This is a genomic window from Nostoc sp. NZL (assembly GCF_015714705.1).
In the GTDB taxonomy this organism is placed as follows: Bacteria; Cyanobacteriota; Cyanobacteriia; order Cyanobacteriales; family Nostocaceae; genus Nostoc; species Nostoc foliaceum_A.
Genome location: NZ_WBKL01000094.1, coordinates 1 through 26,043, shown reverse-complemented (window position 1 = coordinate 26,043; position 26,043 = coordinate 1). Strand labels below are relative to the sequence as shown.

Annotated in this window: 23 protein-coding genes and 2 pseudogenes; 15 read left to right on the top strand and 10 right to left on the bottom strand. The window is 41.9% G+C overall.

The genetic code is table 11. The features are described 5' to 3' along the window. Positions 1-41 precede the first annotated feature (41 nt). The gene (locus tag F8R90_RS13455) at positions 42-1,724 is read right to left on the bottom strand and encodes a SulP family inorganic anion transporter (protein WP_196511164.1); all 1,683 of its coding nucleotides are present in this window, start codon (positions 1,722-1,724) and stop codon (positions 42-44) included. 162 nt (positions 1,725-1,886) lie between these two features. Between F8R90_RS13455 and F8R90_RS32850 the strand changes: the two are divergent. From F8R90_RS32850 to F8R90_RS13445, 3 genes and pseudogenes are all read left to right on the top strand, one after another. Beyond that, a pseudogene (locus tag F8R90_RS32850) lies at positions 1,887-2,141 on the top strand (ABC transporter); the annotation flags it as partial. Between the two features lie 89 nt (positions 2,142-2,230). Next, positions 2,231-2,659, top strand: coding sequence for a beta-carboxysome assembly chaperone CcmS (gene ccmS, locus F8R90_RS13450; protein ID WP_196511163.1), 429 nt, complete (start codon positions 2,231-2,233; stop codon positions 2,657-2,659). A gap of 133 nt (positions 2,660-2,792) precedes the next feature. Then, positions 2,793-3,386 (top strand): acyltransferase, encoded by a 594-nt coding sequence (locus F8R90_RS13445; protein WP_196511162.1) that lies wholly within the window; start codon positions 2,793-2,795, stop codon positions 3,384-3,386. A gap of 104 nt (positions 3,387-3,490) precedes the next feature. Here F8R90_RS13445 and F8R90_RS13440 read toward each other — a convergent pair whose 3' ends face one another. Next, on the bottom strand, positions 3,491-4,873 hold the full coding sequence (locus F8R90_RS13440) for a cytochrome P450 (protein WP_196511178.1): 1,383 nt from the start codon (positions 4,871-4,873) through the stop codon (positions 3,491-3,493). A 203-nt stretch (positions 4,874-5,076) separates the two neighbouring features. Here F8R90_RS13440 and F8R90_RS13435 point away from each other — a divergent pair, with 203 nt between their 5' ends. Then, the gene (locus tag F8R90_RS13435; protein ID WP_190890864.1) at positions 5,077-5,709 is read left to right on the top strand and encodes a ParA family protein; all 633 of its coding nucleotides are present in this window, start codon (positions 5,077-5,079) and stop codon (positions 5,707-5,709) included. Next, on the top strand, positions 5,697-6,335 hold the full coding sequence (locus F8R90_RS13430) for a hypothetical protein (RefSeq protein WP_331000650.1): 639 nt from the start codon (positions 5,697-5,699) through the stop codon (positions 6,333-6,335). The genes F8R90_RS13435 and F8R90_RS13430 overlap by 13 nt, the downstream gene beginning before the upstream one ends. 380 nt (positions 6,336-6,715) lie before the next feature. On the opposite strand, the gene F8R90_RS13425 is transcribed toward F8R90_RS13430, so the two are convergent. Next, positions 6,716-7,600, bottom strand: a complete 885-nt coding sequence (locus F8R90_RS13425; protein ID WP_196511161.1) for an alpha/beta fold hydrolase — start codon at positions 7,598-7,600, stop codon at positions 6,716-6,718. A gap of 184 nt (positions 7,601-7,784) precedes the next feature. On the opposite strand from F8R90_RS13425, the gene F8R90_RS13420 reads away from it, so the two are divergent. The 6 genes and pseudogenes from F8R90_RS13420 (at position 7,785) to F8R90_RS13395 (ending at position 15,265) form a co-directional block, all read left to right on the top strand. After that, on the top strand, positions 7,785-8,096 hold the full coding sequence (locus F8R90_RS13420) for a BMC domain-containing protein (RefSeq protein WP_196511160.1): 312 nt from the start codon (positions 7,785-7,787) through the stop codon (positions 8,094-8,096). An 82-nt stretch (positions 8,097-8,178) separates the two neighbouring features. Continuing rightward, positions 8,179-8,529 carry a carbon dioxide-concentrating mechanism protein CcmK gene (locus tag F8R90_RS13415; protein WP_100899978.1) on the top strand — a complete coding sequence of 117 codons (351 nt, stop codon included), beginning with the start codon at positions 8,179-8,181 and terminating at the stop codon, positions 8,527-8,529. Between the two features lie 1,108 nt (positions 8,530-9,637). Continuing rightward, positions 9,638-10,825: a HetZ-related protein 2 gene (locus F8R90_RS13410; protein ID WP_196511159.1), complete on the top strand. Its 1,188-nt coding sequence runs from the start codon at positions 9,638-9,640 to the stop codon at positions 10,823-10,825. Between the two features lie 1,007 nt (positions 10,826-11,832). Next, positions 11,833-12,381: pseudogene (locus tag F8R90_RS33840) on the top strand (pilus assembly protein PilB); the annotation flags it as partial. A gap of 199 nt (positions 12,382-12,580) precedes the next feature. Further along, positions 12,581-13,264 carry a Crp/Fnr family transcriptional regulator gene (locus tag F8R90_RS13400; RefSeq protein ID WP_196511157.1) on the top strand — a complete coding sequence of 228 codons (684 nt, stop codon included), beginning with the start codon at positions 12,581-12,583 and terminating at the stop codon, positions 13,262-13,264. 219 nt (positions 13,265-13,483) lie between these two features. Further along, positions 13,484-15,265 (top strand): M61 family metallopeptidase, encoded by a 1,782-nt coding sequence (locus tag F8R90_RS13395; RefSeq protein ID WP_196511156.1) that lies wholly within the window; start codon positions 13,484-13,486, stop codon positions 15,263-15,265. A 53-nt stretch (positions 15,266-15,318) separates the two neighbouring features. Here F8R90_RS13395 and pyk read toward each other — a convergent pair whose 3' ends face one another. Continuing rightward, positions 15,319-17,088, bottom strand: a complete 1,770-nt coding sequence (gene pyk, locus F8R90_RS13390) for a pyruvate kinase (RefSeq protein ID WP_196511155.1) — start codon at positions 17,086-17,088, stop codon at positions 15,319-15,321. A 381-nt stretch (positions 17,089-17,469) separates the two neighbouring features. Here pyk and crtR point away from each other — a divergent pair, with 381 nt between their 5' ends. From crtR to F8R90_RS13375, 3 genes are all read left to right on the top strand, one after another. After that, entirely contained in the window at positions 17,470-18,360 is an 891-nt protein-coding gene (gene crtR / locus F8R90_RS13385) for a beta-carotene hydroxylase (RefSeq protein ID WP_196511176.1), read from the top strand. Positions 18,361-18,443: 83 nt separating this feature from the next. Next, entirely contained in the window at positions 18,444-18,809 is a 366-nt protein-coding gene (locus F8R90_RS13380; protein ID WP_196511154.1) for a papain fold toxin domain-containing protein, read from the top strand. Positions 18,810-18,822: 13 nt separating this feature from the next. Next, entirely contained in the window at positions 18,823-19,188 is a 366-nt protein-coding gene (locus F8R90_RS13375; protein ID WP_196511153.1) for a hypothetical protein, read from the top strand. Positions 19,189-19,474: 286 nt separating this feature from the next. Here the strand turns inward: F8R90_RS13375 and F8R90_RS13370 are convergent, their stop codons facing one another. The 5 genes from F8R90_RS13370 to F8R90_RS13350 form a co-directional block, all read right to left on the bottom strand. After that, positions 19,475-20,050, bottom strand: coding sequence for a Uma2 family endonuclease (locus F8R90_RS13370; protein ID WP_196511152.1), 576 nt, complete (start codon positions 20,048-20,050; stop codon positions 19,475-19,477). 474 nt (positions 20,051-20,524) lie between these two features. Continuing rightward, the gene (locus F8R90_RS13365; RefSeq protein WP_196511151.1) at positions 20,525-21,298 is read right to left on the bottom strand and encodes a hypothetical protein; all 774 of its coding nucleotides are present in this window, start codon (positions 21,296-21,298) and stop codon (positions 20,525-20,527) included. 239 nt (positions 21,299-21,537) lie between these two features. Then, positions 21,538-21,753: a hypothetical protein gene (locus F8R90_RS13360; protein WP_196511150.1), complete on the bottom strand. Its 216-nt coding sequence runs from the start codon at positions 21,751-21,753 to the stop codon at positions 21,538-21,540. A gap of 413 nt (positions 21,754-22,166) precedes the next feature. Then, positions 22,167-22,472: a hypothetical protein gene (locus tag F8R90_RS13355; protein ID WP_196511149.1), complete on the bottom strand. Its 306-nt coding sequence runs from the start codon at positions 22,470-22,472 to the stop codon at positions 22,167-22,169. A 41-nt stretch (positions 22,473-22,513) separates the two neighbouring features. Then, a complete protein-coding gene (locus tag F8R90_RS13350) occupies positions 22,514-24,418 on the bottom strand; it encodes a S8 family serine peptidase (protein WP_230966293.1) in 1,905 nt (634 codons plus the stop codon). Between the two features lie 565 nt (positions 24,419-24,983). Here F8R90_RS13350 and F8R90_RS13345 point away from each other — a divergent pair. Continuing rightward, positions 24,984-25,553 carry a hypothetical protein gene (locus F8R90_RS13345; protein ID WP_196511148.1) on the top strand — a complete coding sequence of 190 codons (570 nt, stop codon included), beginning with the start codon at positions 24,984-24,986 and terminating at the stop codon, positions 25,551-25,553. Positions 25,554-25,731: 178 nt separating this feature from the next. On the opposite strand, the gene F8R90_RS13340 is transcribed toward F8R90_RS13345, so the two are convergent. Continuing rightward, positions 25,732-26,043 (bottom strand): transposase (locus tag F8R90_RS13340; RefSeq protein WP_196510792.1); only part of this gene is annotated, 312 nt, incomplete at its 5' end.

Here is a 26,043-nt window from a genome sequence, read left to right as displayed (position 1 = left end):
AAACGCCAATTTCCGGGTATCTATCTTTTGGCGAAATATCGTCATTCATTTAATTCCATCAATTCTTTTGTTTTCAAATCAGCCGCTACAGGTAGAGAACATCCTTGAATCTGAGGAGAGATAGAGCAAATCGCATCTGTTGTTGTTTCAAAACAATTTGATAATCCAATTGTTTTTAACAATCCTGTGCGTTCTAGTAGTTGTTGGACTTCGGGTTGTAAACCTGTGAGAATTAAGCGGCAATTGTGCCGTTCCAAATCGTGGTAAATATCCTCTAAAGCTACTAACCCAGTTGTGTCCATATTTGGTACAAACCGCAACCGGAGAATTAAATACTTCACTTCCGGTTCATCGCGGAGAAAGGTAGCAAACCGTTCAGCAGCACCAAAAAACACAGGGCCATCTACCCGATAAACAGCAATTTCTTTACCTAATTCCAGAGGAGTACCAGGGGGAAATACTTCGGTTTCAGGTATTTTGACTAGGCTTAAATCGCTCATCCGTTTGATAAACAATGCTCCGGCTGCAATCAATCCCACTTCGACAGCGAGAACTAAGTCAAACAAGATTGTTACTAGCCAGGTGAGAATCATCACTGCAAAGTCAGAGTAGGTAGCACGCATCAATAAACCAATGGCTTCCCACTCAATCATCCGCACGCTAACTACCATCAGAATGCCAGCAAGTGCTGCTAAAGGAATCTGTGCAGCTAGGGGTGCTAAAGTTAAAACAATAATGGCTAAGGCAACACCGTGAATTACTCCAGATAGTCGGGTTTTGCCGCCAGAACGGACATTGACAACAGTCCGAGCGATCGCACCTGTTGCGGGTATGCCACCAAAAAATGGGATAATAATATTTGCTAACCCTTGACCAATTAATTCGCGATCGCTATTGTGTTTTTCGCTCACTGTCATCCCATCAGCCACCACCGCCGACAGCAACGATTCAATACTTCCCAGTGCTGCTAAAGCCAAAGCTGGATTAATCAGTTCCCGAATCACACTAAAATCATTCCAGTGGGGAATACCTTGGGGCATCGGTAAAGATTGCGGAATGCTGCCAATTGTGGGTACATTCAAATGGAAATAAGAAGCGATAGCTGTTGCTAACACCAACCCCATTAAAGAACCCGGTATTGTAGAATTAATCCTGGGCCACAAAACCGTGGTTGCAATCACCACTATTGCCAACCCAACAGCAGCCCAGTTTAAAGCTTCTACATGAGTTAGACTTTGCCAAAGTCCGGGCAGAAAATGTTCGCTACGCGCTAGTTGTAAACCGAAGAAATTATTTAATTGACCACAAAATATAATCACGGCAATACCATTGGTAAAGCCTGCCGTCACTGGATAGGGAATAAACTTCACTAGTTGTCCAAGTTTGGCAACCCCCAAGGCAATCTGGATAATCCCAGCCATCACCCCAGCAATCCAAACTTTCTCAATGCCGTACTTGGCGACAATTCCCACCAAAACCACAGCCATTGCACCTGTTGGCCCTGTAATCTGTACTGACGAACCACCAAAAATTGCCGCTACAATTCCCGCCACAATAGCGGTGTAAAGTCCAGCTTTTGGTTCTACTCCACTTGCCACCGCAAAGGCTAAAGCCAAAGGCAAGGCTACCACGGCTGCTGTCAGCCCTCCCGTAAAATCGCCACGCAGTCCACTAAACAAGCGACTCAGACGCTGTGGTTCTTCGAGAATATCAGATATTGCCATATTCAGTTTTAACTCTTATACACAATTTTTTGATGCATACATAGATGTGGTATGTAGGCAATTCACCATAATACCCGGAACCTCAAAGAGCCTGCGGGCAAAAACTCCTTTATTATAGACACCCCCGAAAATAGTCAATATTATATTGTCATTAGTTTGTAGCGTCCAGTCTTGAAAAATCCGCCCTAGGTTTTATATGAAGTTACCTCGGCGATGGATAATGAGACAGAAGCGGCAATCCAGCGATCGCGTAGCTTACCGTAGGTAATCGATCATCGTCCTTCCACCATGTGCAATGCTGATTGCATTTGTGTCATGGAACATGGGAAATTAGTAGAATCGGGAACCCATGAGCAACTGTTGGAGAAAGATGGCATTTACTCTAGTCTCTGGCGTGTACAATCAGGCTTAAGATAACTTTCGTGCCTTCTTTGTCTCTCAATTACGAATTACGTTAGCGTAGCGGTAGCGAGTCCTCGAGCGTCCTTACGAATTACGAATTATTTATGTTTTTTGGTAATAGTCAACCAGAATCAGGTGATACCAAGTGGCGTCGCCAGTTGGATAAGTTTGTCAAAGCAAATCAGCAAGAGTTGGCGGCGCTGTTTTGGGGATTGTGGTTAGCAAATGGTGACAGTCAGGGTACTGTTGGTATTGATTTGCAACCAACGCCGCATTTTGTTTATTGTCCGAAAGAGCAGATAGAAAATTTAAATATTAAAGTTGAAAATCGGCTGCAAGAGATTTTGGGAATTGTCGAGAATCACAAGCCGGAAGTGGAAGTTGTGATGATTGGTATTGGTAAGGGTGAAATTAAGTTGATTCAGTTTGCACCGGAACCAGCACCACCGATTTGTTTTGAGCAAGTTGGTAAGGATGTGGATGGGTTATTGGATGTGCTGGAACAGCGGATGAGTGAGGAGATTGTTTTTTAACGCAGAGGAACGCGGAGGAAGAGAAAGAACTCTAATCGGGGAAACCTAATAAATGCGAAGGGTGCTAAAGTACCCGCGTCGTTTTTCCTCACTGCTTGAAAGCCAGAGGGTTCCTAAACTTCCGTGAGGTTTTATGAAAGAGATCAAAAATAAAATTACAAATAAATTAGAGCGATTATTGGAACAATGGTTAGTGCCTCGTCTGGTAAGCTGGGGAGAATATATAGAAATCAAAATCAGGCGCTACAAACATCAAGAACTGAAGAGTCAATTAAAATTTTGTGGCTCTGGTCTACGATTTAAACGAGATATTAGAATTGACCATCCGCAAAATGTATCTCTGGGGAACAAAGTCTACATTGGTCCTAATGTCTTATTAGATGGTCGTGGTGGAATCATAATTGGCGACAACACAACTCTTGGTTTTAATGTTGTTATCCTCTCCGCCAACCACGACTATCAAAGTAATGATTTACCCTATGAACATAATGTCTATATTCATAAACCTGTTGTCATTGGGCGCAATGTTTGGATTGGCGGAAATGTCCTAATTATTCCGGGAGTTTCCATTGGAGATGGTGCAATTGTGGCGGCTGGTACGGTTGTAAATACTAATGTTGAACCTTTAGCAATTGTTGGAAATCAACCGATGAGAACAATTAAATACCGCGATAAAGAACATTATCAAAAACTCGCCGATAAGCAAGAAAGTCAGGATAATTCGTAATTCGTAATTCGTAATGACGCTCCTACGTCGCTACCGCTACGCTAACGTAATTCGTAATTATTGCGCGATAGTAGGGTGGGGATTAAAATCCCCACCCTACTTGCCTAAACTAGAGCTGGTGTATGTGCACGCTTAACTTGAGGTGTTGCAATCATTCGCATTCCGGGCGGTGCGGCTATAGTTAACCCACGGCGTACAGGGCGCACAGGACGTTTATTCACTAGCGATACTTGAAAATCCGACAAAACAGTTGCCAAGACAATTTTCATTTCATACTGGGCAAATGCCATCCCAATACAGCGACGATTACCGCCACCAAAGGGTAAATATTCGTATGGTGAATATTGTCTTTCTAAAAAGCGTTCTGGTTTGAACTGCTTGGATTGTGGGTAAACTTCTTCCCGGTGGTGCGCTAAATAAATACTGGGGACTATTGCCGTTCCCTCTCGCAGTTCGTAGCCCATAATTTTAATTGGGGTCTTCACAATCCGCACGAAAGCAGTCATGGCAATTGGGTAAATTCGCAATGTTTCTTGGCACACTGCTGTCAAATAGGGCAATTTAGCTACACTACTCAAATTGGCGTTAACTTCAATGGTGGTGATTTCCTGTAGCAACTTCTCACGCACCTCTGGTAATTGGTCAATCCAGTAAAAAGCCCATGTTAATGCAGAAGCGGTAGTTTCATGTCCCGCAACTAGCAGTGTCATCAACTCGTCGTGTAATTCTTCATCTGACATCCCTTGACCATCATCATAACGAGCAGCCATCATCAAACTTAGAATATCGTGGCGATTTTGCTCAGATTCTGCCCGACGTTCTCGAAGCAAAGCATAAATAAGTCGATCAATTTTTTGCCGTTGTTGCAAAATCCAACCCCACGGACTCCACGCACCGAAATCTTTTTGCATAAACCGGAGAAAGAAGGCGCTGGACATTACAGGCGAACTGATGAAGTCTAGTAAGTCACTTAGCGATCGCCTCAGTTCGTCAAAAAGCTCTCCTTCATTTAAACCAAATACAACCCGCAGAATAACACGCAAGGTGATTTCTTGCATCGACTCACGGATATTAAAAGGCTTGCCAATTTGCCATTCATTACTGACCTGTCGGGTTATTTTTTGGATATCCTGACCATAAGCCCGCATCCTTTCGCCATGAAACGGAGGGGCTAATAGTTGCCGTTGGCGCTGGTGGCGATCGCCATCCGCTAACATAAAGGAGCGATCGCCAAGCAAAAATTTTAGTCCTATATTTCCCCTGCCAGCCTCAAAATGGCTGGAATCAGCAGTAAAAATCTGCTCAAGGGCTTGGGGTTGACTAAAATACACAATATGGTTATCAGACCGACTACTCCTGATCGTGAAAGTGTCACCATAGATTTTGGCAAAATCATCCACATATTTTACAGGCTGACCAATAAACTTGATCATCCGCAACCAGCGCGGCATTTGAGGCCCATCAGGCAGATTGTAAGTTGGTGTCATAGGAGTTTGTGGAGTTGATAGCTTCTGAATTTTATTGTTACGAGTTTTCATGTTATTTAGGGGTACACAAAGCGGTATATTCTTGTAATAGCAATTTAAAAAATGATTTCGACAAATGGAGCGCCCAAACCGATAACCACTAGCTCTTTCATAATCCAAAATCCAAAATCTAAAATGGTATAAGGCCGCATCGGAACCAAGCAGTGCCAAAAATCATCGCTATTCTCAACGGTAAAGGAGGAGTCGGTAAAACGACTACCGCAGTCAATCTGGCTGCAAATTTTGCGAAGAAAAAGAAGGTACTGCTGATTGACGCAGATATTCAAGGTTCTGCCAGTTGGTGGTTTGGGCGCAGTCAGCAGGGAATGGGATTTGATTTATCTCAAGAAACAGATCCCGCACTTTTAGGTGATTTAGGAAAGATAACAGGTTACGATTTAGTAGTGGTGGATACGCCTCCCGCGCTGCGCTCTGAAGCATTAGTGGCGGTAGTTGCGATCGCAGATTATCTAGTTTTGCCTACACCCCCAGCCGCAATGGATTTAGCTATCCTCGTGGAAACAGTCAAGGAAGCCGTCATCCCCGTGGGAACCCTCCATCGGGTACTGCTTACCAAAGTCGATACGCGCAGTATTGGGGAAGCAGTAGAAGCAAAAAACACTCTTACTCGATTAGGTATTCCTACTTGTAATACCTTTATCCGTGCCTATAAGGCTCATGAACGAGCAGCACTTGAGGGTGTAGCGATTAGTCAATGGCGAGGAAGTAATGCACGGGAGGCGGAGTTAGACTACCGCCGTGCAGCTGATGAATTACAGCGTGATTGGAGAAAATAATAATGGCTAGGAAACAAAGTCTCTCTGACTTACTACAAGAAGAGGCACAAAAATTTACACCCCAAGAAGGTGAATCTGCAATTGAAGTTACAGCAGAAAAAATTGTTGAAGAACAGGCTTCATCTGATGAGGAATCCTCAACACAAACACCTGAGCCAAATTCTACTAAGCGCACAAGCCCAACTAAAGCTGATTTAGAAGCAACTGTTAAAGAGTTGACGACTAATCTAGAAACAAGCCACAAAAAAGAAGCATCTCTTGGACAAGAAATTGCTGATTTGCAATCAAAATTAACTAAACAAAAAACATTAGCATCGGAACAAAAAACCTTAGCAGAACAGCTAACAAAAGAACTTGACGCAACCAAAAAAACAGCACTGCAACTAGCAGAAGCGAATTCCAAGCTTATAGAAGAAATTAATGCTTTAAAACAAACAGCAGAAGATAATTCTAAACTTGCTGTAGCTGTAAAAGAAACTAGTGCTATAAAACCCGTAAAAGAACACTACAATCCACTTAACTACAAAAAATCACATCGATCTTCAGAAACACTAGCTCAAAATCAACCACAAAATCAACCAAATGTGTATCCTGAGAGTTCTAATGAGATGTGGTTACTTGACTAGTACAGCTTGCTCAAAATCCAGCTAACTACCATTAATCAGACTTAACAAGGGGTAAAATCCCCTTGTTAAATGTAGGCAAACTTCCGCCACAGTATACTAGAGTCAGTCAATCAGATAAAGCCTACTTACTAAGTAATAAACTGCGTTCCCTAAAATTCTGTGAAAGTAACAGTATTAAAGAGAAAAACACTATTAAAGAGAAAAATAGTGGCTCTGACAAAAGCCATTAGCAATAGGTTAAAAACTTTACAGATAAGCGTTACAGAAAACTTGTTGAGAGTTGCGCTACCTTGATACTCAACTATACTCTTGTAGCGCGTTCCCGTTTACACCCAACAAATTGCAATAGCTACATCAGATTTTTTGGATTTCAACTACAATTATCGAAAGCCTAAAATATGCTGCGCAGTAATTTGTGGTTGTTCCAGATGTGGGAGATGACCACAATCTTGAATCCAAACGAGAGTACTGTGTGGAATTGCTCTTTTAAACCTCATGGCATCCCTAGTACCCAAAATTTTATCGGAATCACCCCATAAAATTAGCGTCTGTTGCAAAATTTCTGATAATTTTTTAAATCTAAAAGCACTGTAACCACCACTTTTAGTGAAAGTAATCAAAGCTTGATGCCAACTGGGCATTTGTAGGTGTAATGCGCCACAACATAGCGCATCGACAGAGGCAAGACTTTGATTTTTATATCCAATGCGGGAAACGCGATCGCGCACTTTCAGATTACTCAAAAATTGAGTTGCTAAATAATCCAATGGGGGAAACATTAATTTACTTAATGGTGAACCAGCCGCCAACCCCGCACTGTCAATTAACACCAGCTTTTTTACCACTTCCGGGTAAGTCAGCGTAAAATCAATTGCAGTCGCACCCCCCATCGAAGCGCCCACCAAAATTACAGGTTGGTTAATCAGGCTTTTCCAGAAATAATAAAGATGGGTTTTAATCGCAGTTGGGCTATAAGCAATTCCTGAGAGTCTATCTGTAAACCCAAAACCCAACAAATCGACTGCCCATGTTTCATTATCTCCAGAGAGTAGTGGCAAAAGCCGCCGAAATTCTAATACAGAACTATCAAAGCCATGAATTAATAAAATAGGAGTTCCACCACTCCCTTGCTTGACATAGGTCGTAGTAACTGGTTGATTAATTAAAGGAGTAGCGATCGCAGTTGTTTGAATACTTTGAGCTAGTGCGATCGAGGCAGATTCTGTCAGTTGCCCAACTGCTTGAGGAAGAAAATTCGGAAACATACATCAATATTTTAGTCCATAGACTACAGACTACCTCTAGAACAGGGAGTCGTGAGTGGTGAATCAGCAAATCCCCACTCTTTTAGAATTTTTAGCATCAAAGAAAGTTTTCCAAAATGTCAAAATTGGGACTAAAGCCACGTACAATTAATATCGCCTATCCCTTAATCCAGGAGCTAATGCCATGCCAATGGCCGTTGGCGTAATTGAAACTTTAGGTTTTCCTAGTGTCTTAGCAGCAGCTGATGCAATGGTCAAAGCTGCCGCAGTCACAATTGTGTATTATGGTCAAGCCGAAAGCGCTCGTTTGTTAGTCGCTGTCCGGGGACACGTTTCTGAAGTAAATAGAGCTGTTGAAGCCGGAATCGCAGCTGGAGAAAAAGTAAAGGTTGGTACAGTAATCACCCACTACATCGTTCCCAATCCCCCGGAAAATGTGGAAACTATATTACCAATCCATTTCACTGAAGCATCAGAACCTTTCCGCATGTTCTAACTAATTTTGCTATCAAAATCTGTAGCGAAGCTTCGTACAATTAATTTGTAGCCCCGGTGTTTATTCATACAGGAGATTAATAATGTCATTACAGGCAATTGGAGCACTTGAAACAAAAGGTTTCCCTGCGGTGCTAGCAGCAGCAGATGCTATGGTAAAAGCTGGTCGAGTCACCCTCGTTGGTTATATCAGAGTAGGTAGCGCCCGCTTTACAGTTAATATTCGTGGTGATGTTTCTGAAGTAAAAGCCGCTATGGCTGCTGGTGTTGAAGCCGCAGAAAATGTTTATGGCGGTACACTAGAATCCTGGGTAATTATTGCTCGTCCCCATGAAAACGTTGAAGCTATTCTGCCAATTGCTTACACAGAACAAGTCCAACAATATCGAGAATCTGTAGAAAATCCCATTGTGAGATCATCGAATGGTCTATAGAGTCAAACCTCTACGGGAGAATTCAAAATTAAAAACGAAGAATCCCCATAAATGAATTTAAAGAGAAGTCTTTTGTAAGGCTTCTTACCATTAAAGCTTTTGAAGATTGCATTCTTTCTGTTTTTATATTTTGCATAAGTTGAATTTTGAAACAGAGGGAAAGCAACAGTCAAAGTCAATAGTCAAAATCAATATTGACTGTTGACTATCCATTTTTGGAAAGATAAAACTTTTAAGAATAACTTGCCAATCTTAGAGACACAGTTGTGAATAAAGCTACTTTAGAAAGGATAAATTTGCCATCAATCCCTATTATTGAAAATAGTGAACGCCATGTGGAATACTGAGGTTGATTCCACGCCATAGCTATAGTATTTATCCAAAAATTTATTTATTTAATATTTATGCTTAAATTACGTATATACACTTAAATAAAATAATAAAACATTAAGAAGTTTAACTTAATACAATTCAGTTAAAGCTTGATCTTACCTAACCCTCCTTAAAAAGTAGGGAATTAAACTCATTTTAAGGGGAGCCAGCGCGGTCTTCTCCCTTTGAGAACAGGGGAAACGCTCTAGCGCATAGTCTTGTCTACAACACGCTACGTAACCGAGTGTCTGGAGGTTTACTCCATAAGTAAGTGGATTGGGTTGGGGGATCTTTCGGGTAAAAAAGATCACTAATACTAAGCGTATTGAGATTTAACTAAGTATCTTACTACGTAAGGGATTGTATAGCATTGAAACTTATACGGCTGAAATAACGTCTCAATATTGAGTTAAATTAGATTCGTTCCTCGGCTCGGTTATACAATATTAGGTTTCCCCAACCCATCTCCTGCAAAGGTGTATGGTCACCACTCTAGGTAGATTTCTGTTCTCAGTTCAAAAACATAACTTTACAAAAAGTTTAAATTAACAGAATTGGCTCAAACGCCTCATAGGTATGGTTTTGGGGAATTTTGAAATTGAAAATAAAACATCAATGTAGAAATTTCTGCATAATTTTAGTGAATTAAGACGTAATAAAAGTGGAATCACTGAGATATTTTCATGATTTTCATGAAATCCGGGGCAGCTGCCAGTTAAACAATTAGGTGGGACAAATGGGGGTTGTGATGCAAACTTCAAAATTGAGTTTCGAGGAGCGCAATCTCGCTATGACAAAGGATGTGGAAAAACTAGCTCTAGATTGGCAGAAGCGCTTGGCTGAGGAATGTCCAGATCAAAATGAAGCCGCTAGGCAAAGTATTATTCTCTGGCTGTTGGGATCTGACTCAAAACGATTTGATCTGTTGAACCCTAAAGAACTAGATATCGCCAAGCAAGCGATGGAATATCGCTGGAGGATTTTACGTCAACGCTATTTGGGACTAGGGCGAGAACGTGCTTATCGCAACTTGATAACGCGACTGGGGAGTTTAGTGACATTACGGAATAAAATTCAGACTTGGGTTGCCCTTAGCCGCGATCGCCAGCGTAGCGTCATGGATGTATTGCAAGAAGTCCTCCAGGAGTTACTGCAAACCGATGCCTATATGCAACAACAAATGGCTGATATTGCCAAATATACAACTGATAGACGATTAGGGGATGCTCTGCTATTTGCCTGTGTGGAAGAATATTGTTTGCGACCAGTCCGCAATCAACCCCTATTAGCTTACCGGTTTGTAAATTACTTGCGTCGCACTCAGCGCGGTGGCTTAACCCAAGTGCCAGGCCGTGACTTAATTAGGCTAGTGTCGGAAGAAGTTCTCACAGACGACAGTGACAATCGAGTTAACTTAGTAGATAGCCAGGCGATCGCAGAATATCAAGAAGCACAACAGCTAGAAGAACAACAAGCGCTGCGTCAGTCAGTACAAAAAGAATTTGAAAATTATTTACAAGAAAATTTGGGGACAGACGCAGTAGAGTGGCTACGACTGTATTTGCAAGGTAAGTCCCAGGAAGAGATCGCCCACAGATTAAATAAACAGACTAAAGAAGTATACCGTCTGCGAGAAAAAATTAGTTACCACGCCGTGCGTGTCTTTGCCCTCAAAGGGAAACCAGAACTCGTAGACAGCTGGCTCTCAATTTCCTTACAAGAACATAACTTAGGATTAACACAAAATCAATGGCAGCAACTTTATGAAAAATTGACTCCTCTGGGGCGGCAGATTCTAGATTTGCGGAGAGCGGGTAACTCAATAGAAGTAATAGCCCAACAGTTAAAACTTAAAACTCATCAAGTGCTAGGCGAATGGACAAAAGTCTATCTTGCTGCCCAAGCGTTAAGAACCCAGGAGTAGGCTGTGAGACATATAGTTGATCAATTCAGATGGTGTGCGAAAGTAGGAGATGGGGAGCAGGGGAGAATTCATAACAAGTTCCTCCCCTCTCCCCCTTTGCCTTTTTATCCCCTCATGCCTAAGTTACTAGAGTAGAAGGTAACTCAGTATTATACTTAATCTACATCTGAAATTAATCTTCTACTTACGTCTACTTAGGTATATATAATTTAAATTTTAACAATCCAACAAAGTATCTTTATTAACTACCTAATATATTAAGGGCAAAATATTATATAAGTAAACACCAAGCAATCAAACCTATGTTGTCTTCAGAGGGCGAACTAAATGATACCGCAGCAAATAGACAGCAAATGCTAACTGCCGCTCAAATAAAGTGGGAGGAAGAAAGCGATCGCGAGCAAATATTCCAACTGATTGATAGTCTTTTGTCTTTTGAAGCTTGCCTCTACCACCAGATTTTGCCCTTAGGATTAGAAGACAAAAACCTCTTGCTAGGTATGGTTCATCCACAAGAGGGGGAGGCACTAGATTATGCTGGTCGCATTTTGTCTTATATCAATTGCACAATGGTGATTGAAGCGATCGCAGCCGACGCTCACCGCAGAATACTATCAGCCTACCTCAACCATAAGAATACATCCCAGCTAGATGCCCAACAAGTGCATCAGCCAACAGCGGACTCTCCTCCAAATAGCCCAGCTAGCATTGCTGACAAACCTTTTGCTTCCATAGATGCCGGCTCGGAATCAAATCAGCAACCAATATTGATGGTGTTTCAGACACAAAAGCGTCAACATTCTGGGCAGCGGGTAGACTTGCCTCCTATCCCAGAGCTAGATCAATCATCTCAAAGTACGACATTCTTGACCCCTATTTCCAGAGGTCAAGAGGGAGACACTTCCGAAGCAGCACCACCAAAAAATTTACCTATTTTGCCCACGCGAGTTCCCGAACTATTTAGTCCTATTGAGGTGCTGTCAACGCTACCACCCAAAAAATTACTAGAAGAATTACTGGGGCGAATCCTGGCTGGGGGAATTGGTAGGCTGTACTTAGAAAGACAAGCTTACGAAGGCAGAATATTGTGGAGTGACAATGGAGTTTTACAGTCTGTATTAGACAAACTACCGCTCTCAGTTTTCCAAGGAGTACTGAATGAATTAAAGCGGTTTGCTTCCCTACCTGTCACCACGATTGCAGAACCAAAACAGGTAGAAAAAGAATACGTATATCAAAAAAACCGCTTATTATTACGCTTACGAGTCATGCCGGGAATCTACGGCGAAGAGGCAACACTCCAAGTCTTGCGGGGAGCAGCATTAAAGTTCTATCAGCAACAACAGTTAGCGCGTCTGGGCCGCGATGCCTTAGGAATTTCTCAGCAACTCAGCTTCAAATTACATGAACTACAAGAACGGCTTTTCCTGAATCCCAGCCTTGACTCTCAGCAATTAGAGGCTTTGGTTACCCTGAATCAACTAGTGAAAAATTTAGACCAACAGATCAAAATACTGGCACTAGATAGCAATCCACCAACAAACAGCAAATCATAGGTCTGTCAGTGAAAACGCTGATTTCGATCACATACATAATTGTTATGTTGTAATGGAACTCTAGACTGATAAACCTTAGAGGTTCATCTCAAATAAATACAAATTTTGCGATCGTATTCTGAGTAAGATTGCGGTTTAAACAAACTTATAGTAGCAAAGTTACTTTCCCGCTCTTGAATCCATTTCTTGCAAATATTTCATGCTAACTGAGGTTTTTAGTGAACTTTTCCCCTTGATGAGTACAGCCAATCCACAGACTTTGGAATGGCTGCTCAACGTTGCAATTGAACATGAATACCCATCTGGGCGAGCTGTTGTGATGGAAGATGCCTGGGGTAACGCCGTTTACTTCGTGGTTTCTGGTTGGGTCAAAGTCCGGCGTACCGTCGGGGAAGATTCAGTAGCTCTGGCAATTTTTGGCCGTGGCGATTTTTTTGGAGAAATGGCAATTTTGGATGAATCTCCCCGCTCAACTGATGTCATTGCCCTTTCACCCGTGAAATTGCTTAGTATCTCCAGGGAGCGTTTTATTCAAATATTGTTTAAAGACCCGCAGTTACATCACCGCATGTTGCAACTGATGGTGCGGCGATTACGGCAAATTAACCTGCGTTTACAAATGCGGTCTTCACCACCGGCAGTTAAACTCGCCCATACCTTAGTGACTTTAGGCGAAAGTTATGGGCAGGAATCAGACTTAGGAAGAGAAATTTTTAACATTCCCTTTAAAGATTTAGCAGAGGTGACAGAAATCGGCATTGAAGAAACCACCAAAATCATGGAAAAGCTCCATGAAAAAGGGTGGATAAACATTGATAGCGTCAACAACATCATTTACCTTCTGAACTTCAAACAGTTGATGAACTTGGCTGGCAAAGTCTGATTGCTTTATCCGATATAAATTTACATCCAAAATTGGTATCACTTCAAAGAGCCTTGCGGGGATAACTCTGAGCCGAGGAATTAAGATGAGAATTTATGAGAGCAAACAGCCATAAACTTGGTTCTGACTACCAGCCGCAGCAAATAAAAGTCAAAAGTTAAAAGGCAAATTTGTCATGATGGGAGAAATTACCTATAGACTATTAACTCAGCACACAAGATGACTGAAGCAACAGCAACTCGTCCCAATACCTACGTCCAGGAAACTGAGCCAACGATTCATTACCTAGTGGCAATGTCCCAACCAGAAACCCATCTGTTTGAGGTGACTTTACGCGTTGTGAATTACCACTCGCCGATTCTCGATTTAAAACTACCGGTGTGGACACCCGGTTCTTACTTAGTTCGGGAATACGCCAAGAATTTACAGGATTTTGGGGCTTTTACAGAGGATAAGCCTTTACTGTGGCGGAAGATAAGTAAAAATCACTGGCAGGTAGACAAAACGGGTGTTTCAGAATTAACTGTACGTTACCGCATTTTTGCGAATGAGCTATCGGTACGGACAAATCACTTGGATACTACCCACGGTTATTTCAATGGTGCGGCACTATTTTTTAGAATACCGGGCTGGGAGAAGCAACCCATTCGCGTCACCATCGTACCACCACGCCCGGAATGGCAGGTAACTACTGCCCTACCACCCGTTGATGAGGAAACGAATACTTTCTTGGCTGGCGATTTTGATACTCTGGTGGATACTCCGTTTGAGATTGGTCGCCACCAATTGTATAAATTTGAGGTTTTGGGAAAACCTCATGAACTAGCAATTTGGGGACAGGGAAATTTCCAAGCCCAGCATATGATTGCTGATATCCAGAAAATTATCCAGGTTGAAGCGCAGATGTTCGGCGGTTTGCCCTACGAACGATACGTGTTTCTGCTACATTTATTTAGCCAAGCTTTTGGCGGTTTGGAGCATAAAAACTCTTGCTCCTTAATTTACCAACGTTTTGGATTTCGCGCTCAGGAAAAGTACGATCGCTTTATCCAATTGGTAGCACACGAGTTCTTTCACTTGTGGAATGTCAAGCGAATTCGCCCAAAAGCATTAGAGATTTTTGATTACGACCAAGAAAACTACACACCATCATTGTGGTTTTGCGAAGGCACTACTAGTTACTATGACTTGTTAATTCCTTTGCGGGCGGGAATTTATGATGTTCAATCGTATTTGAATAATTTGGGCAAAGAAATTACCAGATATGAAATGACACCGGGGCGCAAGGTACAACCCGTTTCTGAGTCAAGTTTTGATGCCTGGATTAAACTATATCGCCCGGATGCCAATAGCGGTAATTCCCAAATTTCCTACTATTTAAAGGGAGAAATGGTATCGTTATTGCTGGATTTACTTATTCGCTCTACTCACAACAATCAGCGATCCCTCGATAACGTGATGCTGAAAATGTGGCAGCAATTTGGTCAAGCTGAAATTGGTTATACCCCAGAACAGTTACAGGAAGTTATAGAATCTGTCGCAGAAATCGATTTGACTGATTTCTTTAAACGCTACATTGATGGCACTGATGATTTGCCCTTGAATCAGTACTTACAACCCTTTGGCTTGCAGTTGGTAGCTGAACAGCAGGAAGAACCTTACTTGGGCGTGAGAATAAATACAGAGAATGGGCGGGAGATCATTAAATTTGTGGAGACTGGTTCACCTGCACAAGTAGGGGGAATTGATGCAGGTGATGAGTTGTTAGCAATTGATGGGATTAAGGTAACGGGGAATAGTTTAAGCGATCGCCTGAAAGATTACCAACCAAACGATACAATCGAAGTCGCCGTTTTCCACCAAGACGAACTGCGTACCTATTCCATCACCCTCGCGTCACCACGTCCCACTCGGTATCAGGTCAAACCTGTTGAGCATCCTGACTCCACACAGCAGCAAAACTTTGCTGGATGGCTTGGGGTAGCGATCGCAACTGTTTAATAAAGAGATTGGGGAGTGGGCATGGGGAAAACTCTTCCCCGTGTCTAACAATTCTAAGACGTTCTCACCGCCCCAGAGTAAATCAAACCCCGTTGCAGATCCAGCGTTATAATTGCCCCATCCCGAATCACCTGCGTTGCCTGCTTCACGCCGACAATCACTGGCACACCGAGACGCAAGCCAATCACTGCTGCGTGACTTGTAAGACTTTCTTCTTCCGTAATAATCCCGGCAGATTTGCGAATTGCCTCAACAAAATCGGCACTAGTGCGAGGTGCAACTAATATGTCTCCAGGATTAAAGTTACTAACATCCATGCCAGTATTAGCCACCCGAGCGCGACCACTTACTGAACCTTGTCCTAATCCAATTCCGTGCCCTAGTACCGCCGTTACCACCTCTACCTTAATCAAATCTGTGGAGCCGGAAATTCCCTGGAGTGTGCCAGCGGTCATTACTACTAAATCTCCCTCAGACAGTAATTTCAACTCCTGAGCCACGTTGATCGCAGCTTGAAATGTCTGACCAGTAGAAGGTAATCCTAGCACCAACAGGGGTTTTACTCCCCACACCATTTGTAGCTGCCGCGCCACATTCACATGGGGTGTCACTGCCAAAATTGGTGTCTGGGGACGGAACTTAGAGACATTGCGAGCTGTGGCCCCAGTTTGCGTTAGGGTCATGATTGCCGCTGCGCCTAGTTGTTCGGCAATTTGACCGACAGCTTGACTAATCGCATTGGGAATTGAGCGTCGGGAATCTCTCAAAGAACGTAAGTTTAAGTGTTGAGCTTCCTCCTGCTCCATGCGCTCGGCAATTCGTGCCATCGTCGCCACTGCTTCTACAGGGTAGCTACCGACAGCGGTTTCATTAGAAAGCATCACCGCGTCTGTGCCGTCTAAAATCGCATTTGCCACATCCGACACTTCAGCGCGAGTGGGACGGGGATTGCTCACCATACTGTCTAACATCTGAGTAGCAGTGATGATGGGAATCCCCAAGCGATTTGCTGTGGCAATTAGCCGCTTTTGGAGTACCGGAACATCTTCTGCTGGCAATTCCACTCCTAAGTCGCCTCTGGCAACCATCACGCCATCACACAAAGCCAGAACTGCCTCCATTTGTTCGATGGCTTCGTGCTTTTCAATTTTGGCAACCACTGGCACTTGCTTGCCTGTACTGGAAATTAGCTCTTTAATTTCGATCAAATCCTGCGGATTGCGAACAAAGGAAAGTGCTACCCAATCTACACCCTGATCTAGACCAAACATCAGATCCTCTCGGTCTTTGTCGGTCATTGCCTTAATTGATAGGTAAACGCCAGGAAAGTTTACGCCTTTGTTGTTAGAAAGTTTTCCCGGTACAGTGATGCGACAATGCAAATCACCTTTGTCCCGGTTAATCTCCTCCACAACCATTTCTACTCGTCCATCATCGAGGAGGATTTTTGCACCAACTGGGACTTCTTCGGCTAAATAATCGTAGGTGACGCAGCTAATTTCCTGAGTACCGACCACCGGACGATTTGTCAAGGTGAAGCGATCGCCTTTTGCCACAACTATAGACCCGTTGTCAAACTTCCCCAAGCGAATTTTTGGGCCCTGCAAGTCTTGGAGAATAGCCACTGGCTGATTTAATTCAAAAGCGGTTTGCCGAATTAAGCGAATACTACGCTGATGGTCGGCATGAGTTCCGTGGGAGAAGTTTAGCCGCAGCGTCGTGGCTCCCGCTTCAATAATCGCCTTGAGCATTTCAGGACTGCTAGTGGCGGGGCCAATAGTAGCGACAATTTTTGTCCGGCGCAGAGAATCTCTTAATTGCATAGGGGCTGAAGTTAGGGAGCTATCTGGGAAGTCATCGTAACTTAAGTGGCATCTCCTTTTCAGTCACTGCTATATCAATCAAAGATATAAGCAGTTAGAGAGGGTTTATGGGAGAGTGGGGGCTGTGGGATAGACTAGATATAGTACATCAATCTTGTATCCATCCTCCCCACGAAGGAGTTTATCCCATCACTTCTTGCCAATTGTCATATCCCACTTATCAGTAAAGACTAGGCTACGTCTGGAATCATAGCGTTATTCATCTACTGATATGCAAAGCTGTGGATAAATCTTGCTATACAAAAGTTTGCAAAACTTTATTCTTCCCTAATCTTTATCGTATATTCGTAATGTTTGATTAAGAAGGAGTCAATGTTAGAGATGATCACATCGGAGGCACAAAAGCCACTGACAATCCCGCCTAAGGAATTTTTAGCGCCTCCTGGTGATTTTAATCCCACGCTGCTGCTGTTTTCTGTAGCTGTGGCAATGCTGGTGTTATCCAACTTTGGTTACTGGCTTTGGGAATGGCCGCACTGGTTATGCTTTTGCGTTAATACTATTGCCTTACATTGTGCTGGGACGGTAATTCACGACGCTTGTCACCAATCAGCCCATCGCAACCGAGTAATGAATGCGATGTTAGGGCATGGTAGTGCGTTGATGCTAGCTTTTGCTTTTCCTGTATTTACGCGGGTGCATTTACAGCATCATGGACATGTCAATCATCCCAAGGATGACCCAGATCATTATGTCTCTACGGGTGGCCCCCTGTGGCTGATTGCGGTACGGTTTTTGTACCATGAGGTGTTTTTCTTTCAACGGCGGTTGTGGCGTAAATATGAGCTATTAGAATGGTTCATCAGCCGCTTAATTGTCGGTGTAATTGTTTATATATCAGTGCAATACCACTTTTTGGGTTACATTCTGAATTTTTGGTTTATACCTGCTTTTGTGGTGGGGATAGCACTGGGATTATTTTTTGACTATTTGCCCCATCGTCCTTTTGCGGAGCGCGATCGCTGGAAAAATGCTCGCGTCTACCCAAACCAAGTTCTCAATATTCTGATTATGGGACAGAATTACCACTTAATTCATCATTTGTGGCCTTCGATTCCTTGGTATAATTACCAACCCGCATACTATGTCATGAAGCCCCTGTTAGATGAAAAAGGATGTTATCAAACTTCAGGATTGTTGCAGAAAAAAGACTTTTTTGAGTTTGTTTATGACATTTTTTTAGGAATTCGGTTTCATCATCAAAAAGAATAGAGTTATTGTATACAGCGATGCCTAGGTTGGGCTGCACCTACGCTCACTAATGGGTAGCACTGGGAAATTGACACAAGTACATCATGACCAAGGCTAGCCTTCAAAGTAAACTAAGTGCGATCGCTAGACAGTTCCAGATTTTTGAATGTGTTTCCTGTGCTATGGCCCTACGCCAATTCCTGATTAATCAAAACATTTATGGTAAACAGATTAGTCTGTTCACGGGTAGTACAGAAGATCCTTTCTGCAACATTTACCATGAACGCCTCCAACAAAATATTTCTATTAATGGGCGACATGAAGCGATCGCCGTTGAAATTAATGGGCAAGAACTCATTTTTGACAACATCCACCCTGAAGGAATTTCCAGAGTAGACTGGATTAATAACCTATACTGCCCTGCTCTAGATTTAGGCGGCAATTTCCAAATCACCGAAACCGATTTTTAAGCAAGAGGGACAGATGGTTGATTTATATGACCTAATCCACAATATACGGAAACGTCCTGCTATGTATTTAGGACGACCTTCTATATCCAATCTCCGCACTTTTCTTGCAGGTTACTGCTTTGCCCGTCGCCAGATAGGAATCCCTCAAACACAACAAGAACAGGAATTTTCAGCATTTCAAACCTGGATTCAGCAGAGGTTTAATTTAACTTCCAATCAGACTTGGGATCAGATTATTTTATTTTTTTCCCAAGATGAACACACTGCACTAGATCAGTTTTTCAAATTGTTTGATGAATTCATTCAAACAGAACATCCTAGAGAACTTCAACCGAATACAACGAATAATTTAATAATGGTTTCAGGAACCCAAGATTAAAAGAAGCTTGTGCGTGGACGGACTTCGTTTGTGTAGCCGCAATTTCTAATCGCCTGGTATATTTGCTACGCAAATAATTTTATAAATCAAATCGGATCGCTATATAAAAATAACCTCTGAAAGCGATCGCCTCGAAAGTTTCCCGAAAGTGCGATCGCATACATTGAGTGACTGTAAATAACCACGTAACTTAGCACAACTGTATCCAATTAAATCCTCTAGGTTATTTAAGTAAACCCAGAGTTTTACGGTTTTGTCATAACTAGCAGAAGGGATGGTCTATTTTTTAACCAACATTACCCGCAGACAACACTTGTTCAACTGTAAACGCAATTTCCCGGAAAGTTGCAGACACAATTTGCTGGCTCCCGCTAAACTCTTTTTCCTCGTACAATCCTTCTGACAACAATAAAATCGTAATTTTTGACTCTATTGGATCTACAATCCAATATTCAGGAATCTCTAACGCTGCATATTCAGAACGTTTATATCGATAATCGCGTTTTACTGAATCAGGACTGACAACTTCTACTACTAATATCGGCGCAGACTGACAAACAGCAGACTCATCAAGGAATTCCATTACCTGTTCAGTCCTTACAACATAAACATCAGGCAATCTTGACTTTCGCCATCCTGTTCTTACCCCTGCTTCCCTAAAGCATAGCCAAGGTAAACTCAAGCGATTGATTTCTGTGTCAAATGTCTGTTCAAGAAATTTAGCAAGTAGTAAATGTCTAAAAGTTGGTGGATTCATGCGTTCTAGTTTCCCATCCACCAGTTCATAACGGCTATCAGTACCATCGTTATAAGCGAGATATTCTTCAAAAGAGTATAGACGCTCTGTAGTTGTCTGTGTCATCGCGCAACTTTTAAATAAAGGTTTTTTTGAGGTAGTACTCAAAAAATTATGAGTAATTGCATATTAGCTTGTAGTAGTGTTTAAACGTGTAGGCAAATAAAAAAGCTGTATAATTTTATCACCGACAAAGCATTATTCTATCGTTAGCTACTCAACACTTGGGAAAAATAAAGTTGTACAATTCAATCATACTACCATCCCAAAAAAATCCAAAAGTTCTACTGCGGCACAATTTTATACGATCGCATTTACTAAAAATCAAAAGAGTGATTTCTGTCTGACTTAATTCTTTGTAGACACCCTGCTTGAATTAAGCAAGCGACTTTTGCTTAATTCAAGCAGCAAAAGAGTGCGATAGCCAAGTGATCGCCCCTGGTGTCATCCTTAAACCTATAACTGGACTTCTGACCTGCAAAATGAGAGCTTAACAGTGATCGCACCTAGAATGAAAGAGCGATCGCCAGTTAGGACTAATCAATTCAAAGAACTATTTTTACAATATTTTCTGGCAAACTTAAAAATAAGTACAATAGAAGTAATAAAAAATAATATGCTTATACCATAGAAGAAATTATACCAACTTTCATTCTGTCGATAGAATATTCCTTCTCTTAATATGTTTAGCAAATTGCAGTCATTGCAATAAATTTTAGCTATAAGTTGCCCAAAAGAAAGAAGATAGATAATCGATATCAAGGATACTAAGAACACAATGTTCAGCAAGGGAATTTGAGCATATCCTTTCATGCCAAAGTCATCTTGCTCACCTTTTTTGTTTAAAAGAGCTTCATGTGTATTGACTACCTCACGGAAACGTAGTGAGAGCATTAGCAAAAAGATAGTAATCAAAATTGGAAAATATAATATAGCTTCTCTAGCAGATATAGGGATTTTATCTATGAGAGGTGTCTTGAAATCAGTGAGCCGCTTTTCAAGCGTATCAAAATCACCAAAACGTTTTTCATTTCGTGTATCTTGCTTTTCTTTAGCTTTCGCGGTTATATCTTGCACATTATATACGCAATTTTTTAGATCCTTATTTGAACTAATTTCTGTTTTTGTATATACATCTTTTACCCAATCTGCAACATTTCCAGTTAATGTTGCATACGGAAGAAACATGCAAAGGTAAAAAATAATTGTGGAAATAGCAAAAATATTCAGAAAGGATAACAAAGACTTTAACTGCTCTTTAAATAGCTCATAGCCTCGCTCCAATTTACTCTTAGTCTGTACCATATTTTCCATATAATCTCTTTCTATAAATGACCGCAATGATGTTTTAAACGATTCCTCTCTTATACAACCATTTCTCAATTACACGATTTGAGATACCGCAGTGTAATAGAATTTCGTGATTGCTTATATAAATCTAATTAGGGAGCGATCACAGTGGTAGAATGAGAGAATACTCAATAACATTAGCTGTAAATAAATGTAGCGACTGCTTAACATTCAAGACAGTCGCTACATTACTGGCAATAGCACTAAGGTTCGATGCCCCCATAGCAATAGCCAAAATCAGATCCTGGTGAAAATTTACACTCCCCACCAGGACAGCATTTGACACCAACAAACCCTCCACACATCTTTCCTGATGGTGAACATGGGTCTAGGGATAAAGTTTGCACAAGTATGGAGTGCAAAATTCTCGTCGTGCCGATCTTTCTCGTGACAGGTTGAGCTTGGATTGGTAATTTCATAATTATTTCTCCTTGTTTATATTATTTTAGGTTGAACTTTGTTTATGCCTCAGACCAGGGGCGCATCAGACTGACAGTAGCAACCACAATAGAAATTTATAAGCCAGTCTTTTTACAGCGTAGAAAAATGCTAAATTTAGATCAATCTAATTAGGGAGCAATCACAGTGGCAGAATGAGAGAATACTCAATAACATTAGCTTTAAATAAATATAGTGATCGCTTGACAATCAAGACAGTCACTACAAGATAAGTGATCGCTACCTACAGTAGTGCGATCACTTATAGATCCAAGCAAAACCCGAAGCCAATTTCTTGGAGCAAAGCGTAATCACCCTTATATGCCAGTTTTTTTGTTGGGGGGGATCTTCTGTGGAGTGATCCTTAAGCCCCTATTTTCTCCGCCAAATTATCCTACATAGCGTCTCTAATAATATCTCTATATGTTATGGTGCGTTCAGGAAAACAGGGGTTACATTCATGCTGATGCTCATCAACCCACTTACATGCTTCAGAAACTTCGTATCGACCAGTAGATATGAGTTTAACTAATTCCAAAGGATTGAGGAGATCAAAAGTCACTGCTAAACCACACTGTGCAAACTTGAGTTTACATTCACCACAATCCACCGATGGAACAATAGCATCAGTTAGCTCCTTATAGTTCTTTATCACGCCGACTTTTCTCATGACAGGTTGAGCTTGGATGGGAAGTTTCATAATGGTTTTCCTTGTTTAGATTGTTTTACGTTGAACTTTGTCTATGCTTCAGACCAGGAGCGCATCCGACCGATAGTAACCGGAATTACATCACTAACATCAATCGTAAATCGATAGACTTTTCTGGCGCGTCGGCTATTCTCTGGGTTAAAAAACCTTAGCTTCACGTCATAGCAATCTGAATCAGGGCGACAGATAGGACTCTTTTCTACGTCAATAGTGTCAAGCACTTGATCATTCTCACTGGCTGTAGAAATAGCAATGGAGAGTTGAAAAGCATTGGTTGCTGAGAAGTTTAGCGCCCGCTCTTGAGGAGTTACGCCCAGGTTACGGAAGTCATAGTAGATTCGGTCTAGGACTTCTCGAATTCTGTCTTGTAATACCTCTCTCGTTACTCCTTCCTCCGTACCATCTTCAATCAAAACGTTTAATAAAGCTTCAAGTGACCAACCATACATACCTCGCACTTCCGGGATGATAGCAGGAACAACTTGACCAGACATTAGCCTGATGCTACCTCCTGAGTAACCTGGAATCGAGACTCGTTCTATATTCCCATCACTTAGGAACTCACGCAGACGATCATAAACTACACCTGCAAAGGGTCCCGAAGGGAGAATCGCATAAATTGGCGTAGCATCCAGTTCAACTGTCCAAATCAGCGATTGTGCATAATAAGGATTTTCAGAAAGATAGTTCAGAAGAATATCTTCAGGAATACCTCTAGGGGGATTATTAGGGAAAATAGCTTGAATAAAAGAGTCCAAGCGAGCTTGAGAGCCAAAGTCGTAACCTAATTGTCCTAGAGCATAAACTATCTGCGGTGAACCACCTCCCGCACAGGAGGCACACTCAGAAGGAGCGACGGAAGAAGTGGTTTTATTGCTAGGAGTAACCACCATTGGGTTTGCTCCTATTGACATAGTGATGGGTATTGATGTTTGAGCCTCACTCGGTTGAGGTTGTTCGATCAGATTGTCAGCTTCACTTGGTTGGAGTATGACTTCCTCTAGCTTTTCGTTCAACAATGGTTTGATTCCTCCTTTTGCAATTAGAGTGTATGCTCCAGAAATATTAAGCCTACCGACTAAACACCGACGGCTATCTAAACCGTTTTGTTGGTTGCAAGGCAAAGGACTCTTAAGAATGGCATCACGGATAGCGTGGGGGTCAGGTTTTTCTCCCCGTTGCAATTGAATACTCAACAACAGAGCCACAATGCCCGACACAATCGGAGTCGCAAAGCTAGTACCACTTTTGAGAGCAGTCCCACTGCCAGGACTTCCACCCAGTATGTTTTCACCCAAAGCCAGAATGCCTTGGTTTTGGTAAGCCTTACCCCAATTACTAAACCCGATGGGATTTCCTTGAGCATCCATTGCCCCCACAGCGAGTACGGACTCAAGAGCAGCAGGAACATGGAGACATTCACAGCCATCATTTCCCGCAGCCGCAACGATGAGAACGTTGTTTTCCTGGCACAAACGGATAGCATTAGCAAGTAATCGATCAGATTCAGCCGATGCAGCCAACTGACCGCCACTAATGTTAATCACATTTGCTCCCTGCTCAACCGCTTGCGTAATGGCTCGTGCCAAATCAATCTGAGAACAAGGAGCTAGAGAGCCTTCTGCCCCATCGCTAAATATGGGAACAATCAGCCCGCGGCAGCCAGGAGCAATACCAGAGACAGGGCTACCTTGTTGACCAAAGATGATGCTTGCAACATGAGTTCCATGCTGTGAAGCCCACCCTTTATCAGCGACACCTGGCATTAAAGTCTGTAACTGAGTAAACTGGACACCCTTAAAGCAAGGATGAGACTGATCTACTGGACCGTCAAGAATAGCAACACAGATGCCAGGATCACCAAGGGTTTCAGCCCAAAGCGATTTAAGTCCAGGCAGTGCGTTAATGTCAGTCAAGCCACCAGCTAAAGTCGCCAATGCTTAGAACCTTAAAGTGTACTCATTGGAAGAGAGTATACTTTGCAATATCTCTAAAGCAATGGAAGTTTGCCAACTTAAGCCCAGATAAATTAATAATTATTACAATTGTCGCTCTAAACCATCAGTATAAATCTCTTCAATGACTGAGAAATTGAGAATTTTGAGCAAAGTAAAAGATTGATTTTTCGCCCAAAAGAACGAAAAATTATCTAAAACTCAGCAAAGCCAATTTAGTTACATATTATTCAAACTGTGCGTTTCATGAGGTTGTAGTATTTAAAGTTACATTTTTTATTCACTATACTCTGTTCAATCTCCATCTGATATCTGTATACTCAGACTATTAAAAATTTACTGTTGAATAACATTCCTAAAATCAAACTACTGGGAGTGTAATTTGAGCGCATCCACTTTTGGAAGAAATATAATAAGCACCTCTATATGGGTTGTATAAAAAACTATCTGCCAAAACCGGATGCTCATTGGAAGTTGTGATTTCCCTCTCGGCTGACTCTCTTTTTTGCCTAAAGTGTTGCGGAAATCAAATCTAACTGTATTCTTTATGCTTCCAAAACAACGCATACGTGGTGTAATCCTTACGCCTAAAGGATTACATAAACTTGAGTTAGCAAAACAACAAACAGAATTTAATGAAAACGGTAACAAGCGATTTACACTCATAAATCTGAGTGTTAAGACAGGTTTAGACTCTCATACCCTGTGTAAGATTTTTAGCTGTAACAACAAAGTTGATCGATACTCTCTCACTCGATGTTTTCAGGCATTCAAAATATTATTAGAGCAGGATGATTATGATGTCGCCACGATTCCACTGCTCATAACTAGCTCAGAGTTACAACAGGGAAAAACCTGCAAGGATAAGACTTTAGGAAGACAGGATGACAGAAAACTTGGATTACAGTTGAACCTAGATGTAAATAAGGTCAACTTGTCCATGACTCCACCTGAAGAAATTCGCTCAAAAGGAATAACACTGCTAGAACAATTATCGGGAGAATCTTTACTAAAAGCAGTTAAATTTTTAGAATCCCTTTCTCAAGAGCCTTTACCCCTAAGTCAAAACAAGCCTGAACATAGCAACGGTGTTGCGAAGAATATTACGCTCAATTAAACTAAAAATAGTTTTCAACAACTATAAAAATAACCTCTGGAAGCGATCGCACCTTTAATTGGTACTATTATTTAATCGAATTATTTCTACACTTAGGGAATAACGAACCGCAGAGGCGCAGAGGACACGGAGAAATCAGAGTTTGAGAAATATTTTGCGTCAGTCCTAGGGCGTGTCATCAATTGAGCCAAATAACAGAAGCAGCTAGATAAATTGCACCCAGAAAGTTGGTAGCGCGTTTATCGTAGCGCGTTGCAATCCCTCGATACTGCTTGAGTTTTGCAAAGAAGTTTTCAATTAGGTGACGGGCTTTGTACAAATCTTGGTCGTAGTCACGAGGGTTATTACGGTTACGCTTGGGGGGAATCACTGCGGTTTTACCTTGTGCCTGAAGCCGCTCAATGACTCGCTCATCCGCATCATAGCCTTTATCTGCTAAAACTGTGTCAGCAACAATGTTGGGTAGCAGTTGATCGGCTCCATCTAGGTC